At 60.6% G+C, this 15,568-nt stretch carries 17 protein-coding genes and 1 pseudogene; 11 read left to right on the top strand and 7 right to left on the bottom strand.

What is annotated here, in order from left to right:
* The first annotated feature begins 4 nt into the window (after positions 1-4).
* The 4 genes from A9D13_RS09640 (at position 5) to A9D13_RS09625 (ending at position 3,151) form a co-directional block, all read left to right on the top strand.
* Positions 5-703: an endonuclease/exonuclease/phosphatase family protein gene (locus A9D13_RS09640; protein ID WP_308420355.1), complete on the top strand. Its 699-nt coding sequence runs from the start codon at positions 5-7 to the stop codon at positions 701-703.
* A gap of 223 nt (positions 704-926) precedes the next feature.
* Positions 927-1,265 carry a P-II family nitrogen regulator gene (locus tag A9D13_RS09635; RefSeq protein WP_066772856.1) on the top strand — a complete coding sequence of 113 codons (339 nt, stop codon included), beginning with the start codon at positions 927-929 and terminating at the stop codon, positions 1,263-1,265.
* A 12-nt stretch (positions 1,266-1,277) separates the two neighbouring features.
* Positions 1,278-2,612: an ammonium transporter family protein gene (locus A9D13_RS09630; protein ID WP_082922249.1), complete on the top strand. Its 1,335-nt coding sequence runs from the start codon at positions 1,278-1,280 to the stop codon at positions 2,610-2,612.
* A gap of 200 nt (positions 2,613-2,812) precedes the next feature.
* Complete coding sequence (locus tag A9D13_RS09625; protein WP_066772854.1) at positions 2,813-3,151, top strand: P-II family nitrogen regulator; 339 nt, start codon at positions 2,813-2,815, stop codon at positions 3,149-3,151.
* Between the two features lie 17 nt (positions 3,152-3,168).
* Here the strand turns inward: A9D13_RS09625 and A9D13_RS09620 are convergent, their stop codons facing one another.
* Both A9D13_RS09620 and A9D13_RS09615 read right to left on the bottom strand, forming a co-directional pair.
* Positions 3,169-3,606, bottom strand: coding sequence for a protein tyrosine phosphatase family protein (locus A9D13_RS09620; RefSeq protein ID WP_066772848.1), 438 nt, complete (start codon positions 3,604-3,606; stop codon positions 3,169-3,171).
* Positions 3,603-4,403, bottom strand: a complete 801-nt coding sequence (locus tag A9D13_RS09615; protein WP_066772846.1) for a TerC family protein — start codon at positions 4,401-4,403, stop codon at positions 3,603-3,605. Before A9D13_RS09615 ends, A9D13_RS09620 begins: the two co-directional genes overlap by 4 nt.
* 227 nt (positions 4,404-4,630) lie before the next feature.
* Here A9D13_RS09615 and A9D13_RS21260 point away from each other — a divergent pair, with 227 nt between their 5' ends.
* The 5 genes from A9D13_RS21260 to queC all read left to right on the top strand — a co-directional run bounded on the left by A9D13_RS21260 (position 4,631) and on the right by queC (position 9,852).
* Positions 4,631-5,428 (top strand): cold-shock protein, encoded by a 798-nt coding sequence (locus A9D13_RS21260; RefSeq protein WP_066772844.1) that lies wholly within the window; start codon positions 4,631-4,633, stop codon positions 5,426-5,428.
* Positions 5,429-5,597: 169 nt separating this feature from the next.
* Positions 5,598-6,788: an aspartate aminotransferase family protein gene (locus A9D13_RS09605; protein WP_066772842.1), complete on the top strand. Its 1,191-nt coding sequence runs from the start codon at positions 5,598-5,600 to the stop codon at positions 6,786-6,788.
* Positions 6,785-7,714 (top strand): ornithine carbamoyltransferase, encoded by a 930-nt coding sequence (gene argF / locus A9D13_RS09600; RefSeq protein ID WP_066772839.1) that lies wholly within the window; start codon positions 6,785-6,787, stop codon positions 7,712-7,714. The genes A9D13_RS09605 and argF overlap by 4 nt, the downstream gene beginning before the upstream one ends.
* Positions 7,715-7,716: 2 nt before the next feature.
* Positions 7,717-8,619 carry an Hsp33 family molecular chaperone HslO gene (gene hslO / locus A9D13_RS09595; RefSeq protein ID WP_066772838.1) on the top strand — a complete coding sequence of 301 codons (903 nt, stop codon included), beginning with the start codon at positions 7,717-7,719 and terminating at the stop codon, positions 8,617-8,619.
* A gap of 534 nt (positions 8,620-9,153) precedes the next feature.
* Entirely contained in the window at positions 9,154-9,852 is a 699-nt protein-coding gene (gene queC, locus A9D13_RS09585) for a 7-cyano-7-deazaguanine synthase QueC (protein WP_066772836.1), read from the top strand.
* A gap of 112 nt (positions 9,853-9,964) precedes the next feature.
* On the opposite strand, the gene A9D13_RS09580 is transcribed toward queC, so the two are convergent.
* From A9D13_RS09580 to A9D13_RS09570, 4 genes and pseudogenes are all read right to left on the bottom strand, one after another.
* A complete protein-coding gene (locus A9D13_RS09580; protein WP_066772834.1) occupies positions 9,965-11,038 on the bottom strand; it encodes an OmpA family protein in 1,074 nt (357 codons plus the stop codon).
* A gap of 236 nt (positions 11,039-11,274) precedes the next feature.
* Positions 11,275-11,685: a DUF2793 domain-containing protein gene (locus A9D13_RS09575; RefSeq protein WP_268235788.1), complete on the bottom strand. Its 411-nt coding sequence runs from the start codon at positions 11,683-11,685 to the stop codon at positions 11,275-11,277.
* Positions 11,684-12,130, bottom strand: a pseudogene (locus A9D13_RS20095) (terminase large subunit domain-containing protein); the annotation flags it as partial. The pseudogene A9D13_RS20095 and the gene A9D13_RS09575, both read right to left, overlap by 2 nt.
* A gap of 10 nt (positions 12,131-12,140) precedes the next feature.
* The gene (locus A9D13_RS09570) at positions 12,141-12,629 is read right to left on the bottom strand and encodes a hypothetical protein (protein WP_082922247.1); all 489 of its coding nucleotides are present in this window, start codon (positions 12,627-12,629) and stop codon (positions 12,141-12,143) included.
* A 282-nt stretch (positions 12,630-12,911) separates the two neighbouring features.
* On the opposite strand from A9D13_RS09570, the gene A9D13_RS09565 reads away from it, so the two are divergent.
* A complete protein-coding gene (locus A9D13_RS09565; protein WP_066773951.1) occupies positions 12,912-13,562 on the top strand; it encodes a YqaA family protein in 651 nt (216 codons plus the stop codon).
* Between the two features lie 89 nt (positions 13,563-13,651).
* Positions 13,652-13,921 (top strand): usg protein, encoded by a 270-nt coding sequence (locus A9D13_RS09560; RefSeq protein WP_066772832.1) that lies wholly within the window; start codon positions 13,652-13,654, stop codon positions 13,919-13,921.
* Positions 13,922-14,021: 100 nt separating this feature from the next.
* Here the strand turns inward: A9D13_RS09560 and A9D13_RS09555 are convergent, their stop codons facing one another.
* On the bottom strand, positions 14,022-15,566 hold the full coding sequence (locus A9D13_RS09555; protein WP_066772830.1) for a hypothetical protein: 1,545 nt from the start codon (positions 15,564-15,566) through the stop codon (positions 14,022-14,024).
* Between the last annotated feature and the right edge of the window lie 2 nt (positions 15,567-15,568).

The raw sequence follows: 15,568 nt of genomic DNA, 5'->3' as shown, positions 1-15,568 counted from the left end.
TAGAATGAGCGTGAGTCTCAAGGTCGTCAGCTACAATATTCACAAGGCCGTCGGGCTGGATCGTAAGCGCGATCCCGACCGCATTCTGTCCGTGCTGGCCGAGATCGATGCCGATGTCGTGATCCTGCAGGAATGCGACCGCCGCTTTGGCCAAAGGCAGAGCGTGCTGCCCCGCGCCCGTATCGAGGATTCGCATTACCGTCCCGTGCCGCTCGATACGCGGCCGGGCAGTCTTGGCTGGCACGGTAATGGCGTGCTGGTGAGAAAGGGTGTCGAGGTCCTCGAAACCAGCGTCCTCACCCTGCCCGCGCTCGAGCCGCGCGGTGCGGTGCGAGTCGATCTGCGGCATGGTGGCAAGCGGGTGCGGGTGGTCGGCATGCATCTCGACCTGTCCGGACTGATGCGGCGGGAGCAGGCAATGCATGTACTCGATCATCTGGGCCGGCTCGACAGGCATTGCCCGACAGTGCTGGCAGGCGACACCAATGAATGGGCAGCGCGCGGCGGTGTATTTCGCTGCTTTCGCGAAGGGTGGAGCGTGCTCGACAGCGGGCGCAGCTTTCCGACGCGCCGCCCGATCGCGCGGCTCGACCGGCTGATCGTCACCGATCATTGGCATGTGGAGGAAACGAAGGTGCATCATAGCCTGTTGGCATCGCGTGCTTCGGACCATCTGCCGATATGGGCGGCTCTCAGGCTCTGACCGCCAAATCTGGCTGCCGCCTGTTCACCGAACAGACATGAATATGCCCAAAAATTAGGCACAGCCTGCGTCCCTGCTTACACAATGGGCGATATTCTCAACATTTTATTACCTTGACGGTTCCCAAAGCTGCGAAAAAATGTCGATTCGGCATTTGGCACGGCGTTTGCATTTAGAATTTCCGACCGGCGCTTGGGCCGGTAAGGCAAACGAGGGGGCAAGGATGAAATTCATCATTGCGATCATCAAGCCGTTCAAGCTGGACGAGGTTCGCGAGGCATTGGGCTCGCTGGGCGTAGCTGGCATGACGGTTACCGAAGTTAAGGGTTTCGGTCGGCAAAAGGGACAGACCGAAATCTACCGCGGTGCGGAATATTCGACGAATATGCTGCCCAAGGTAAAGATCGAGATCGCCGCGACGGACGCGCTCGCGCCGCAGATCATCGAAACCATTCAGCAGACCGCCAGCACCGAAGCCATCGGCGACGGTAAGGTCTTCGTGCTTGATCTCGCCTCTGCCGTGCGCATCCGCACCGGCGAGAGCGGCGACACCGCGCTGTAAGGGGAACCGCTCATGGATCGTAAATTCCTTAAGACGGGTGCCGCCGCTCTGGCTGCAGCCGCAATCGCCATTCCGGCGGTCGCCTTTGCCCAGGAAGAAGCTGCGCCTGCCGCAGCCGAAGCCGTTTCGGGTGGCACCGCCTATATTCTCAACACGCTGCTGTTCCTGATCGGCGGCTTCCTCGTGATGTGGATGGCCGCAGGCTTCGCCATGCTCGAGGCGGGCCTCGTGCGTTCGAAGAACGTCTCGGTGCAGTGTCTCAAGAACATCGGCCTTTATGCAATCGCCGGTTTGATGTTCTGGGTTCTTGGCTACAACATCGCCTATCCGGGTGATTTCAACGGCTACATCGGCGGCTTCTCGGGCATTTACCCGATGCAGGGCGTTGGCGAAGCCGACACCGACACCGGCTATTCGGTCGCTTCGGACTGGTTCTTCCAGATGGTCTTCTGCGCCACCACGGCGTCGATCGTTTCGGGCACCATTGCCGAGCGTACGAAGCTGACCTCCTTCTTCATCTTCACCGCCGTCCTGACGGGTGTGATCTATCCGATCGTGGTGAGCTGGGAATGGGGCGCAGGCTTCCTCGACCAGATGGGCTTCTCGGACTTCGCCGGTTCGACGCTCGTTCACTCGACCGGTGGCTGGGCCGCTCTCATGGGCGCCATCATCATCGGCCCCCGCCTCAACCGCTACACCTCCTCGGGCGTGACCGTGTTCCCGGGTTCGAGCATTCCGCTGGCAACGCTGGGCACCTTCATCCTGTGGCTGGGCTGGTTCGGCTTCAACGGCGCATCGCAGCTGGCGATGGGCACCGTTGGTGACGTTTCGGACGTGTCGAAGATCTTCGTGAACACCAACATGGCGGCCTGTGCCGGCACCGTTGTCGCGATCATCATGACGCAGCTCATCTACAAGAAGGCTGACACCACCATGGCGCTGAACGGCGCGCTGGCCGGTCTCGTCGCCATCACCGCTGAACCGCTGACCCCGAACGTGGGCATGGCGATCATCATCGGCGGCATCGGCGGCGCGCTGCCCGTGATCGTTGTTCCGCTTCTCGACAAGCTGAAGATCGACGACGTCGTCGGCGCGATCCCGGTTCACCTGTGCGCAGGTATCTGGGGCACGCTGGCCGTTCCGATCACCAATGGCGACGTGCCCTTCGTGGCGCAGATCACTGGTGTGATCGCCACCGGCATCTTCGTCTCGGTTGTTTCGGCCATCCTTTGGCTCATCCTCAAGTTCACCGTCGGCGTCCGTCCTTCAGCTGAAGACGAGATGGCCGGTCTGGATCACTCGGAAACGGGTATCGAGGCTTATCCCGAATTCGCCCGCGTCACGTAACGCGATACGGCGAAAACAAATTGGCGGGGCGGGTGTTTCACACTCTCTTCGATGCCCGCTCCGCCTCACCACGTTCCTCCTGCGAACGGTAGCCTTCGGGCCGGAAGCCAGCCGCTTCCGGCCCGTTTTTTTCATCTTTGCTTGTAAATCGGGCAGCTTGGCAGCATCTCTCAGGTCAAAGAGAACGAGAGGACCTGCCGATGAAATATGTGATTGCCGTGATCAAGCCGCACAAGCTCGACGCCGTGCGCGAGGCTTTGAGCACGATCGGCATTGCCGGGATGACGGTCTCGGAGGTCAAGGGATTTGGCCGCCAGAAAGGCCACACCGAAGTTTATCGCGGCGCGGAGTACACCGTGAACATGGTGCCCAAGGTCAAGCTTGAGATCGCCACCAGCGATGCGCTTGCCGCGCAGGTTGTAGAGGCGGTGCAGGAGGCGGCGTCATCCGACACGATCGGTGACGGGAAGATCTTCGTGCTCGATCTCGGCAGCGCCGTGCGCGTGCGCACCGGCGAAACCGGCGACAGCGCGCTTTAAGGCCTTGTGCGCAGCAATCAGCTTCCCGCTGAGAGCATTTCCACGATCTGGCGCACGGGCGAGATGTCATATCCCGCACCCGCCGCCTCGCTCGCGATGACGGAGGGGTTCTTGCCCTGCTTGGCGCTGGCTAGCGCCCAGAGCAGGGTCGAACGCGTCCCCGACCGGCAGAAGGCGAGGATCTGGCCGTCGCCTGCACTATCGAGCGCCTTTGCCATGGCGTCTACCTGCCCCTGACCGAACCCGGCATGGGTAACCGGAATCGCGACATAGGAAATATCGGCCGCCTCGGCCGCGGCGGCGATCTCGTCGCCTGCGATCTGGCCCGGTTCTTCATCATCAGGCCGGTTGTTGACGATCAGGGTGACACCCATCGCCTTCGCCTCTGCCACGTCGGATACGCTGATCTGCGGGCTGGCGAGGACCTTGTCATTGATGCGGCGGAAATCGCTCATGCAATATGCTCCGTGGCAAGCGCGGCCTTGCGGCGGTTGCGCTTCACCATGTTCAAAAGTTCGACCGCGACCGAGAAGGCCATGGCGGCGTAGATATAGCCCTTGGGCACGTGGAAGCCGAAGCCGTCGGCGATCAGCACAAGCCCGATCATGACGAGGAATGCGAGCGCGAGCATGACCAGCGTCGGGTTCTTCTCGATGAACTTGGCCAGCGGATCGGCGGCGACCAGCATGATGCCGACGGTGATGACGACCGCGGTGACCATGATCGGTACCTGATCGGTCATGCCGACGGCGGTCAGGATCGAATCGATCGAAAATACAAGGTCGAGCGCGATGATCTGCGCGATTGCCGCGTTGAAGGAGACCTGTACCACGCCCTTGTTCTTGTCGAACATCTCGCCCGAATGATCATCAGGCTCCATGTTGTGGTGAATTTCCTTGGTCGCTTTCCAGAGCAGGAACAGGCCGCCAACCAGCAGAATAAGGTCGCGCCCGGAAAAGGCGGTTTCGAAAGTAGGTTGGCCATGTTCGCCCGGGGCACCGGTGATGCCGAGATCGAACAAGGGTGTCTGCAAGGTGACCAGCCAGCCGATCAGCAGCAGCAGGCAGATTCGCATGATCAGCGCGAGAGCAAGCCCGATCCTGCGCGCTTTTGACTGCTGTTCGGGCGGGAGCTTGTTCGACAAGATCGCAATGAAGACGAGATTGTCGATCCCCAGCACGATTTCGAGAATCACCAGAGTTATGAGCGCGGCCCAGGCTGCGGGGTCGGAGAGCAGTGCGACGATGTCCATAGGCCATTTCTCTGCCCGCACGGGTGGCCATAAGCAAGAGTTTGCTTGGCGTAGCCGGGCTTATCCGACGCAAATGCGCAATTCGTTCGCTATTGGCGGATAAATGCTTTATGAACGCTGCGCAGTGGGATCCGGTATGGGAAATATCGGTCTGATCGCCCGGCAGTTGTACGTCCGCACGCCGGGACGATAGAGGGAAGGGCGAGACGCAAGGTACGCTTCGGTTTATGGGTTATGACAAAGGTCGGCGCGGTCGTGGCCGCGACAAGCGCGATGGTTTCGGGGAAGAGGGTTACGACCCGTTTTCCCGCTCCAGTGGCGGGTTTGGATACGATCAGGGGCCGTCTGATGGCGGTTTTCGCTCTGGCGGTTACGACCGCGATCGGGGCGGCTTCGGTGGGGACCGGGGCGGTTTCGGCGGCGGTGATCGCGGCGGTTACGGCGGTGGTGACCGCGGTGGCTTCGGCGGCGGTGGTCCGCGCGGCGGTGGCGGTGGCTTCCGCGGCGGCGGCGGCGGCGGCGGTGGTGGCCGCATGCCCGCACAGGTCGTTGGCGCCGGCAAGGGCGTCGTAAAGTTCTTCAATTCGAACAAGGGCTTCGGCTTCATCCAGCGTGAGGATGGCGGCGAAGACGTGTTCGTGCACATCTCGGCGGTTGAACGTGCAGGCCTTGAAGGTCTGGCAGAAGGTCAGGAACTGGCCTTCAACCTCGTCGATCGCGGCGGGAAGATCAGTGCTGCCGACCTGCAGGTCGTCGGTGACGTGATTCCCGTGGCTGCCAAGCCGGCTGCGCCGCAGCGCCAGCTGACGGGCGACAAGGCACAGGGCACGGTGAAGTTCTTCAACACCATGAAGGGCTTCGGCTTCATCACCCGCGACGATGGCGAGGCTGATGCCTTCGTCCACATCAGCGCGGTGGAACGTTCGGGCCTTCAGGGCATCAACGAGGGTGACCGACTCGAGTTCGATCTCGAAGTCGATCGACGCGGCAAGTATTCCGCGGTGAATCTCGTTCCGATCCAGTAACGCCGGTTTCCGGCACATACAGGCGGACCGCGGGTTTGACCGGGTCCGCCTTAAGCCCTAGATGGGCGTGAATGGCGGTTCCCGGTCCGGGGGCCGCCATTTGTCGTTCGATTCTTTCAGGGGCCCTGCACTGCGAAAGGCGTTGCAGGCCAATCTTCGAGGACCAAGCATGTCGATCACTGAGTTGATGCCCGTCTATCCGCGCTGCGATGTTCGGCCGGTTAAGGGAGACAATTGTCACTTCATCACCGATGACGGCCGCCGATTCCTCGACTTCGCAAGCGGCATTGCGGTCAACCTTCTCGGCCATTCGCACCCCGCTCTGATCGGCGCGATCCAGAAACAGGCCGAGACGCTGATGCATGTCTCGAACCTCTATGGCAGCCCGCAGGGTGAGGAACTGGCCAAGCAGTTGGTCGACCTGACTTTCGGCGACACGGTGTTCTTCACCAATTCGGGCGCCGAGGCGGTGGAGTGCGCGATCAAGACCGCGCGCGTCTATCACCAGGCTGTCGGCAACGATGAAAAGTTTGAACTGATCACCTTCAACAACGCCTTCCACGGGCGGACGATGGCGACCATCTCGGCGTCGAACCAGGAGAAGATGCACAAGGGTTTCTACCCGATGCTTCCCGGTTTCCGCTACGTCGACTTCAATGATCTGGAAGCGGCGAAAGCCGCGATCGGCCCGCACACCGCCGGTTTTCTGGTCGAGCCGATTCAGGGCGAAGGCGGTATCCGCGTCGCCAGTGAAGAGTTCATGCAGGGCCTTCGCAAGCTGTGCGACGAGCATGACCTTATGCTGGTGCTGGACGAGGTGCAGTGCGGCGTGGCGCGTACTGGCCAGATGTACGCCTATGAGCATTACGGTATCGAGCCCGACATCATGGCCACGGCCAAGGGCATTGGCGGCGGCTTCCCGATGGGCGCTTGCATCGCGACCGAAAAAGCCGCGCGCGGCATGACTTTCGGCACGCATGGCAGCACCTATGGCGGCAACCCGCTGGCGATGGCCGCGGGTAAGGCCGTGCTGGATGTCGTTGGCAATGACGAATTCCTCGCGCAGGTTCGCACCATGGGCGAAAAGCTGCGCGGGCGGCTTGAGCAGTTCATCGGCAACTATCCCGAGCTGTTCACTGAGGTTCGCGGCAAGGGGCTGATGCTGGGTCTGAAGATGACCGTCGAGAGCCGCGGATTCTATGCGCATCTGCGCGACAATCATGAGCTGATGACCGTCGCGGCAGGTGACAACACGCTGCGCGTGCTTCCCCCGCTGGTGATCGAGGACGCGCATATCGACGAGTTCATGGATAAGCTCTCGGCCGGTGCGGCGAGCTATCAGCCGGAAGCTGCGGCATGAGCGTGCGGCACCTGCTCGACCTCGCTGATGCGGGGAGCGATGCGCTTCAGGCGATGATCGATGATGCTGTTGCCCGCAAGACTGCGCGCAAGGGCTGGACCAAGGGCCGCGCCGACGCGGATGCGCCTCTGGCAGGCTGCACGTTGGCGATGATCTTCGAGAAGAACTCGACTCGCACGCGCGTTTCGTTCGACATGGCAATGCGCCAGCTGGGCGGCAGCGCGATCATCATGGAAGCGGGAAGCATGCAAATTGGGCGCGGCGAAACGATCGCCGATACCGCCCGGGTGCTGTCGCGCATGGTCGACGCGATCATGATACGCACCGATGATCACGCCAAGATCGAGGCGCTGGCCCAGCATGCGACGGTGCCGGTCATCAACGGCCTGACTGATCGTTCGCACCCGTGTCAGATAATGGCCGACCTGCTGACGCTGGTCGAGCATGGCAAGACGCTGAAGGGCATGGAGCTTGCCTGGCTTGGCGATGGCAACAACGTCCTCCATTCCGTGCTTGAAGCTGCCGGGCTAATGGGTTTCAACGTGCGCTATGGCGTGCCGGAGGGCTATGAGCCGGAAGAGGAATTCGTCGAGTTCGCCCGTTCGCGCGGCTCGACCGTCACCATGACCAGAGATGCAGCCGAAGCGGCGCAAGGTGCCGATGTGCTGGTCACCGATACCTGGGTCTCGATGGGGCAGGACATGGCGCATGACAAGATCAACGCCATGAAGCCATTTCAGATCAACGAGGCGCTGATGAGCCATGCCAAGAGCGATGCGGTTTTCCTGCATTGCCTGCCCGCGCATGTCGGTGATGAGGTTACCGAAGGCGTCTTCGAAGGCCCTCAGTCGGTCGTCTGGGACGAAGCGGAGAATCGCATTCACGCCCAGAAGTCGGTCCTACGCTGGGCGTTCGGCCAGATCTGAACATGGAACCTAAGATCCCGCAGGATGAGACCGGCTTTGACACGGTCGTCGGCTTCACCATTCCCGCGCGCAACGTGCGCGGTCGATGCATACGTTTGGGGCCCGTTCTCGATATCGTATTGTCCGCCCATGATTATCCGGCCGCGATCAAGCATCTGTTGGCCGAGGCTTTGCTGTTGGGGGCGCTGATCGGTTCGCTGACCAAGGAGCAGGGCGGGCAGATGACGATGCAGGCGCAATCCGCCGATGGCATTGTCGACCTTCTGGTCTGCGATTACCGTGATGGAGAACTTCGCGGCTATGTTCGCCACGATCCCAGCCGCCTCGACGAGGTAGGGACAAGCCCGACGCTCACGACCTTGTTCGGGGAAGAGGGGTATCTGGCGATTACCTTCGATCTGGAGGAAGGCGACCGTTACCAAGGGATTGTCCCCCTGAATGCCGCCTCGCTCAGCGAAGCATGCGAGACCTATTTTCGGCAGTCTGAGCAATTGCCGACGGTGCTGCGTGTGGCAGTTTCGTCACAGGATGGCCATTGTATCGCGGGGGGGCTGCTGATTCAGGATCTGCCTGACGGCGAGGAAGGGCGAGAGCGCATTCATGTCCGCATGGACGATCCGGACTGGGAGCATGTAGCCATTCTAGGATCGAGCGTTCGACATGCAGAGCTGGCTGATCCGGCAATCTCGATGGAGGCCTTACTCTGGCGCCTTTTCCACGAGGAAGAGGAAATCCGCGTCGAGCGTTTCGCCGAATTGAGCCGCGGCTGCCGGTGTTCCAGCGACCATTATCGCGACGTCCTTTCAAGATTCGGCAGCGCCGAATTGGACGAGATGCGAGATGATAATGGGCTGATCCAGGTCGACTGCGCTTTTTGCTCGAAGATTTTCCCGATCGAAATCTGATCGATAGCGGCACAGCTGGCAGGCCTTTTCCCATTCGGGTCCGAATGCGCTATAATCATGCTGCGATGCAATGGAGCGGGTTGAGTGCTGGCGTATCTGAACAGACGTGCTCTGAGCCTTTTGGCCGCTGCCGCTTCGGTTTTTGCGGTCGGCGTGGCGACAGCTCACGCAGATATCCGCTCGGCCATGGCTGGCTTGCGCCCCGGTTTATATGAGGCACGGGATCTCGAAACAGGTGACGCGCGGCGTATCTGCATTCGCAGCCAGTCCGATCTCGTGCAGCTGCGTCACGTGGGTAAAACTTGCAAACACTATGTCATCGAAGACACGGCTAGTGCGCTGGGTGTCCGCTACAGCTGTCCGGGGGGAGACTGGGGCCTGACACGGGTGAGGTCGGAAGGCCGCGTTCTTGCCCAGGCGGAAAGCCAGGGCATGGAGCAAGGCTCTCCTTTTTCCGTGCAAGTCGAACTGAGGTATCGAGAGCCCTGTTAGCAGCTGCTTGCAAGGGCTGAAGTCACAGTTTAGCGCCGCTCCATGACTAAAGAAGCAGCAGCAGCCAAACCGGCGGTGGTCCTACTGTCCGGAGGACTCGATTCCATGGTGTCCGCCGGCATCGCCAAATCACAGGGCTACGCAGTTAATGCCCTTACGATTGACTACAACCAGCGCCATTCACGCGAACTGGAAAGCGCAGGCCTGATCGCCAGGACGCTCGGCGCCCAGCGGCATGTGGTACTACCCCTCGATCTGCGGCAATTTGGCGGCTCGGCACTGACGAGCGACATCGATGTGCCCAAGGAAGGCGTCGGACAAGATATTCCGGTCACCTATGTTCCGGCTCGCAATCTCGTTTTCCTGTCATTGACGCTGGCATGGTGCGAAGCCATCGGCGCGCGTGACATCTTTATCGGGGTCAATGCGTTGGATTATTCAGGCTATCCTGATTGCCGACCCGAATTCATTTCTGCATTTCAGGATCTGGCAGAACTCGCGACCAAGGCGGGGAGCGAGGGGGATCGGTTTACGGTCCATGCCCCGCTGCAGTTTCTCTCGAAAGCGGAGATTGTGGCCAAGTCCTACGAGCTCAATATCGACCCGGCTATGAGTTGGTCCTGCTATGACCCCACGCCTGAGGGACTGGCATGCGGGCTGTGCGACAGTTGCCGTTTGCGGCAGCAGGGTTTTGCGCAGACAGGCCGCACAGATCCGCTGGAATATGCTGTGCGCCTGTAATTTGGGGGAAGGCCCCGATTGTAGAATGAAGCGTCTCGCAGACCGATGCCAAAGAAAAGGGGCCGGATTTCTCCGGCCCCTTTCCTGTTTGCGCGATCTCGCGATCGACTGATTACATGCCCGAACCCGGACCGTACGTGATTTCCACACGACGGTTCTGAGGCTCGCGGACGCCATCCTCGGTCGGAACGCGCGGATTGCTCTCACCGAAACCTTCGGTGGTGATCGAGCTGTCCGGAATGCTCCGAGCCGTCAGATAGGCGCGGACCGATGCCGCACGACGTTCCGACAGGCCCTGGTTGTACGTGGCCGAACCCGAAAGGTCGGTGTAGCCGGCAACCATGATCGGAACCGAGTCACAGTCAGCATAGGAAGCGATTGCGCTATCCAGAATGCTGGCAGCCTCCGGCGTGATGTCCGACTTATCCCAGTCGAAGAACACGATATACGGACCCGTGTTGCAGACCACTTCCGGAGCCGGCGGCGGCGGCGGCGGCGGCGGCGGCGGCGGGGGAGGCGGCGGCGGCGGAGGCGGCGGCGGCGGAGGCGGCGGAGCCATGCCGAAGTTGTAGATCAGCGACCCCATGAGCGAGTGCGTACGCACATCGGTTTCAAAGGACGAACCGTCGAGGCCAACCAAGTCGACATTCTGGTGGTTGAAGAAGCGATACTTCAGGCCAACGTCCCAGTTGTCGCTGAGCGGAGCTCGAACGCCAGCGATCACCTGCCAGGCAAAGCCCGTATCGGAGTCGTCAATGAGGCTGGGTTCTTCATAGTTGGTGCGAGCAACACCTGCACCACCACCAACGAAGCCTTGGATCCCATCGTCATCGCCGAAGTCCACCATGCCGTTGAGCATGAAGCTCAAGGTGTTGAACTCCATGTTCACTTCGCTGTCAGAATATGAAGTGCCACCGATGATCATCCCGTCGTCGCCGGCACCCTTATAGCCAGCTTCCGTTTCGAGACGGAACGGGCCGAAGTCGTATCCGACAACAGCGTCGAAGTCATAGCCGTAATCCCAATCGGTCGTTGCGAGATCACTGACCCCACCAACTTCCCAATCAGCATCTTCGACAATCATGGCACCGCCATCGACACCAATGTACCACGCATCATCGCGTGCCAGTGCCGGCGAGGCCATGGCCGTAGAGGCCAGAGCGAGGCCGATAACCGCTTTACGCATCAGCGTTTCCCCTTATTTTCCATTTTGTTGATTGAAGCCACGGGGGCGAGTTCTATCCTTTGTTGAAATTTCACGCAAGCTTGGTAACGCGACGAAATGTTGCATTCGTGCATCACTCTTGTTGCCCGACGTGGCATATCTGCTGATAGTCTTACCCTCACGTTATGGCCAAAATCGCTATGGCGGGAAAAAGTTCCCGGCATGTTACGACTAAAAACAATCAGCTTTATGCTCGGTCAGCCGGAGGGGAGCAAACCGGCACCCTGCATCAAATTCAGGATTTGGTCGATTACGGCCCTTGCTTCGACATCGATGGTGTCTCCGCTGCCCGGCGTGCTTAAGGATACAGGTGTACTCCACCCGTCGCGGTAATGCCGTTCCGCTCCGAGAATGGAGTCGAAAACCCGCATCCCTGCAGCCGGTGTGACGAAAAGCCACTGCTCTTGTTGCCGAAGGGCAATCTGCCCCGTCCGCCCCGCAAAGGCCTCGGTCGCATTGTCCGCAATAATGAATGCCTCGCCATCCGAGGCTTCGACCGGTGGCGCGGTAACGATGCCCTTCACCACGGGATGGAGCAATGCATCGGCCAAGGCATGGGCCTCGTTGACGAAGAGTTCTTTCTGCGCCTGCGCCGAAGGCGTGGCTATGCTGCGGACCGCGCAGGCTTTCCGCTTCGGCAGCGGAGTAAAGAAACGCCTGCGCGCCGTTCGGCCATGTGATCCGCCGCAGCGATGGTTCGAACGTGGGGCGGCGATAGGGCGGTGAGACCGCAAGAATGCCGCTCTCTCCCTCAACCATGATCGAACGCGTTTCGGGCAAAGAGGCGCCGATCAGCGCAATGCGCGCATCGGGATTGTCACGCGCGATCTCGCGAACCCACTCCGCACCGGCGCGGGTTTTGCCAAAGCCGCGCCCGGCACAGATGAGCCAGCTGCTCCAGTCCCCGCCCGGCGGCAATTGTTCGGGCCTGGCCCACAGCGGCCAGTACCATCGTAATTCTTCGCGTTCCTCTTCAGAAAAAAGGGACAGGATCGCTTCGCGATCGGCGGGGTCGAGCGATGTAAGCCAGACGATCCGGTCAAGGCCGGCCATGTATCAGTGCCTATTCGTTATCGTCATTGGACTTGTCGGTGATGGCACCGGCGGCATTCGGCGCATGATCGACCACCTTCGCATCCTTTTCGCGCATCCGGTCGCGCATCATGTCGAGCTTCGCGTTGATCGCGGCGATGATCGCTTTCTCGTCATTGCTAGTGCGGCTGGCCTTGGTCTTGCTCACCGCCTCGCGGTGGATGGTGAGCAGGCGGAAGGCCGTGGCATTGTCATGCTTGCGGTCTTCCTGATCCTTGCCCTGACCTTCGCGCAGGCGGCACAGCAGGTCCATTTCCAGCGCGTCATAACCTTCGCAAAGCGCATCGTGCCATGCAGCCTGAAATTCCTTTTCGTTGCGGCGCGCCTTGTAGACGGTGCTGACGTCCACTCCGGCCGCACGGGCCGATGCGGCGACGTTCGAACTTTGCGCCAGCTGTTCAAGAAACAATTCGCGCCAGTTGCGTGGACGGCGCGTGCGACCCTGCTGAGCCTTGGCCATGGCTGGGCTCCTCCCGTGCGAGACGAAAATGGGGGTGATGAAGATTGGCGGTATGTGGTGACGGCTAGGCCCTGTCCTGCCGTCGGTCATCAAGGACGACCGTCGGAAGTTTCCGTCCGTCCGACTCGGTCTATCGCGATGTTCTTCTTACCTAACCAAAGAGCGTGACGATGTCAATATAAAAGTGCCAAATAGGTTATTTTACCATTTGGCTGGTCAAAGCGCATGGCGATGCTAAACGGCGCAAAGGTGCAGCGTCTTACAGGGGACACACGGGTCGCAATGCTTCGCAAGCTGTATGACTGGACGATGGAAAAGGCGCAGCATCGGCATGCCGAATGGTGGCTGGCCGCTTTCGCCTTCATGGAATCGAGCTTCTTTCCGATTCCCCCGCACCCGCTGCTCGGCCTTATGTGCCTCGCCGCTCCGAAAAAGGCGCTTCGCTTTGCTTTCATCTGCACTGCTGCATCCGTGCTTGGTGCGCTCCTCGGCTATGCGATCGGCTATTTCCTTTATGAGGCCATTGGGCAGGCGCTGATCAATGCGCTGGGCCTCGCCGACAGTTTCCCGGTCGCCGCCTGCTATCTGAGGGAAAAGGACTGGGAGGTCATCGTCATTGCTGGTGCCACGCCGGTACCGTTCAAGCTGCTTACGATCACTTCGGGTTTCATCGCGATGAACCTGGTGACCTTCATTCTGGCATCCATTGTCGGGCGCGGTTTGATCTTCATGACGGTGGGCGTGCTGTTTCGGTTGTTCGGCGCGCCGATCAAGGCATTCATCGACCGCTATCTCGGTATGCTGACCACCCTGTTCGTCGTGCTTGTCGTTGGCGGCTTCATCGCTCTTTCCTACTTCGGCCATGGTGATGGAGAAGGCGCAAAGCAGCGCTGCGATCTCGCTCAGAGTGTCGAGGCACCTGCGAATCCGTGATTGCTGCATCGCACAAAACCCGTTGACGATTTCGCAAGAATAAGGGAGCATCCTCCTAGTTACAGGCGCAGCAGCACTGCGGAGGAGCGATGTCGGACAGGGATTTCGAGCGTCAGCTAGCCGGATACGGTCTTACGACCGTGAACGTCCACTACTGGATGCCGGATCACAGATCCCTTCTGAACCAGCTTACTTTCCAGCAATATGACCTTGCCCCGCGCTTTCCGCGGCTGGAGCAGTTCCTCGACTTCTGGCGGACCGATATCGAAGCCGTGCTTCACTCCGTTCAGATCGCCCATGCGCAGTTGATCGGCCCGACCGAGTGGCAAGCCGTCGACGGAGTAATCACGATCAACTGATGCCGCGCTATTGCGCGCGTGCCAGTGCCGGATTTGACAGCGCATTGATCAGCCCGGTGGCAACCGGGTCCTTTGGTCTGACCTCCAGCGTCGCCTTTGCCTAACGCAGGGCAGCATCCCGGTCGCCGGCTTTCAGCAGTGCGCTGGCAAGATCGCGCCGCACCGGATACCAGAACGCTGGCGGATCGGAGAAGCGGCTGAAATCCTCGGTTTCCTCGATCGCTGCAGCCTCGGCAAAGCGTGCGGCTGCATTGCGATATTCGCCTGCCATCATTGCGGCGCGCCCTTGCAGCACGAGGCGTGAGATCGAAAGCATGTGTTCGGGTGCGGGAGAGCTTTTGCCATCGATGGTGTTGATCGAAACCGGGATTGCCTCGGCCTCGCTCTTCACCCCTGCCGTATTGCCCAGGAAGGCAAATGCCTCGCCCCGGGCGTAATGCCAGGCCGCCTTCGAATAATCGGGCTTGGGCTCTTCCAACGCCAGCACGACATTGGGATCTTCGAACCGGGCGAGGGCGAAGTAGCCCGCAGCGGTCAGAAGCTGGCGGATGGGGTGCATGTCCTCAGCCTTTTCGACCATTGCCACCAGCGGGCGGGCCAGCATCAATGCACTGCGCGAATCCCCGGCCATCAATGCCCCGCCAAGACCAAAGATCACGTTGTGCGCGTGATAGGGCACGGTCCAGACCTCGTCGGCGGCCTTGTCACCCATATGCGCCACTTCGTGCTGGCCCAGGCCCACCGCCCTCACATTGGCATTGGCAGCATCCTGATAACGCCCGACCCAATACCAGGTGTGCGAAGGCATATGGACGAGATGGCTTGCCGACAGTTCCATGGCGTCGAGCCTGTCCGCAGCCACCTCGGCCTTTTCCGGGGTGCCATGGATTTCCGTCGCGTGAATGTAGAAATGGATCGCGGGCGTATGATCGGGATTGCGTGCCAGCACCGGCTCAAGCAGGCCGATCGCATATTCAAGTCCTGCGAAATCAGGCCAGTCGAGCGCCAGCATCGAGGCATCGGCCGCGAGCACCTGCGCCATGTCCGATGCCGGATATTTGGCGGCAAAGCTGCGCATGGCCTTGTCATAGGCCTTGTCGCTCTTATCCGTATCGCCGGAGCGGTAGCGCGGCGTGATTGCGGCAATCAGGTCGCGCTCGAATTGGCTGCCGTTCGCTCGTGCCAGCATTGCTGCCTTCTTCAGCAATGCGCGCGGTTCGGCGCGCTTCTCTTCATCGACGCCGTAGTTCAGCGTGGGGCCCAGCGTATAGGCATGGCCCCAAAGGCACATGGCGCATGCGGGGTCCAGTCGAACCGCCTCGGCCATGGCTTCGATCGCCTGCTTATGCGCGAAGGCACCCGCCAGCGCGATGCCATTGTCGAAATAGGCCTGCGCCTCTGGAACAGAGGTGGTGATGGGGAAGCCGCCATTGCCATAGTTTTCAAGGATGGCCGGTGGCGCAGCCAAATCATGCTCCGCCGTATCGTGGCCCGCCCCGGCAGACGCGCCTGCGCTTTCATCATCGCTGGCCGCACTGACGGCAGTCTCACTATGGCCGCCGCTTGTCGTCGCATCCTGCGCATGAGCTGGCCCGGCAAGACTGATCGCCAGCAGGCTTGCCGAAATAAAGACGTGACGATCCATGA

The sequence above is a fragment of the Croceicoccus mobilis genome (genome assembly GCF_001661965.1).
Classification (GTDB): domain Bacteria; phylum Pseudomonadota; class Alphaproteobacteria; order Sphingomonadales; family Sphingomonadaceae; genus Croceicoccus; species Croceicoccus mobilis.
Note: the sequence above shows the minus strand (reverse complement) of the source record. Positions and strands in the feature narration are given on the sequence as shown.

What these genes read in the sequence shown, in the direction of transcription:
- A9D13_RS09640 (WP_308420355.1), top strand. Translation starts at nt 5, where the DNA reads ATGAGCGTGAGTCTCAAGGTCGTCAGCTACAATATTCACAAGGCCGTC.
- A9D13_RS09635 (WP_066772856.1), top strand. Translation starts at nt 927, where the DNA reads ATGAAATTCATCATTGCGATCATCAAGCCGTTCAAGCTGGACGAGGTT.
- A9D13_RS09630 (WP_082922249.1), top strand. Translation starts at nt 1,278, where the DNA reads ATGGATCGTAAATTCCTTAAGACGGGTGCCGCCGCTCTGGCTGCAGCC.
- A9D13_RS09625 (WP_066772854.1), top strand. Translation starts at nt 2,813, where the DNA reads ATGAAATATGTGATTGCCGTGATCAAGCCGCACAAGCTCGACGCCGTG.
- A9D13_RS09620 (WP_066772848.1), bottom strand. Translation starts at nt 3,606, where the DNA reads ATGAGCGATTTCCGCCGCATCAATGACAAGGTCCTCGCCAGCCCGCAG.
- A9D13_RS09615 (WP_066772846.1), bottom strand. Translation starts at nt 4,403, where the DNA reads ATGGACATCGTCGCACTGCTCTCCGACCCCGCAGCCTGGGCCGCGCTC.
- A9D13_RS21260 (WP_066772844.1), top strand. Translation starts at nt 4,631, where the DNA reads ATGGGTTATGACAAAGGTCGGCGCGGTCGTGGCCGCGACAAGCGCGAT.
- A9D13_RS09605 (WP_066772842.1), top strand. Translation starts at nt 5,598, where the DNA reads ATGTCGATCACTGAGTTGATGCCCGTCTATCCGCGCTGCGATGTTCGG.
- argF (WP_066772839.1), top strand. Translation starts at nt 6,785, where the DNA reads ATGAGCGTGCGGCACCTGCTCGACCTCGCTGATGCGGGGAGCGATGCG.
- hslO (WP_066772838.1), top strand. Translation starts at nt 7,717, where the DNA reads ATGGAACCTAAGATCCCGCAGGATGAGACCGGCTTTGACACGGTCGTC.
- queC (WP_066772836.1), top strand. Translation starts at nt 9,154, where the DNA reads ATGACTAAAGAAGCAGCAGCAGCCAAACCGGCGGTGGTCCTACTGTCC.
- A9D13_RS09580 (WP_066772834.1), bottom strand. Translation starts at nt 11,038, where the DNA reads ATGCGTAAAGCGGTTATCGGCCTCGCTCTGGCCTCTACGGCCATGGCC.
- A9D13_RS09570 (WP_082922247.1), bottom strand. Translation starts at nt 12,629, where the DNA reads ATGGCCAAGGCTCAGCAGGGTCGCACGCGCCGTCCACGCAACTGGCGC.
- A9D13_RS09565 (WP_066773951.1), top strand. Translation starts at nt 12,912, where the DNA reads ATGCTTCGCAAGCTGTATGACTGGACGATGGAAAAGGCGCAGCATCGG.
- A9D13_RS09560 (WP_066772832.1), top strand. Translation starts at nt 13,652, where the DNA reads ATGTCGGACAGGGATTTCGAGCGTCAGCTAGCCGGATACGGTCTTACG.
- A9D13_RS09555 (WP_066772830.1), bottom strand. Translation starts at nt 15,566, where the DNA reads ATGGATCGTCACGTCTTTATTTCGGCAAGCCTGCTGGCGATCAGTCTT.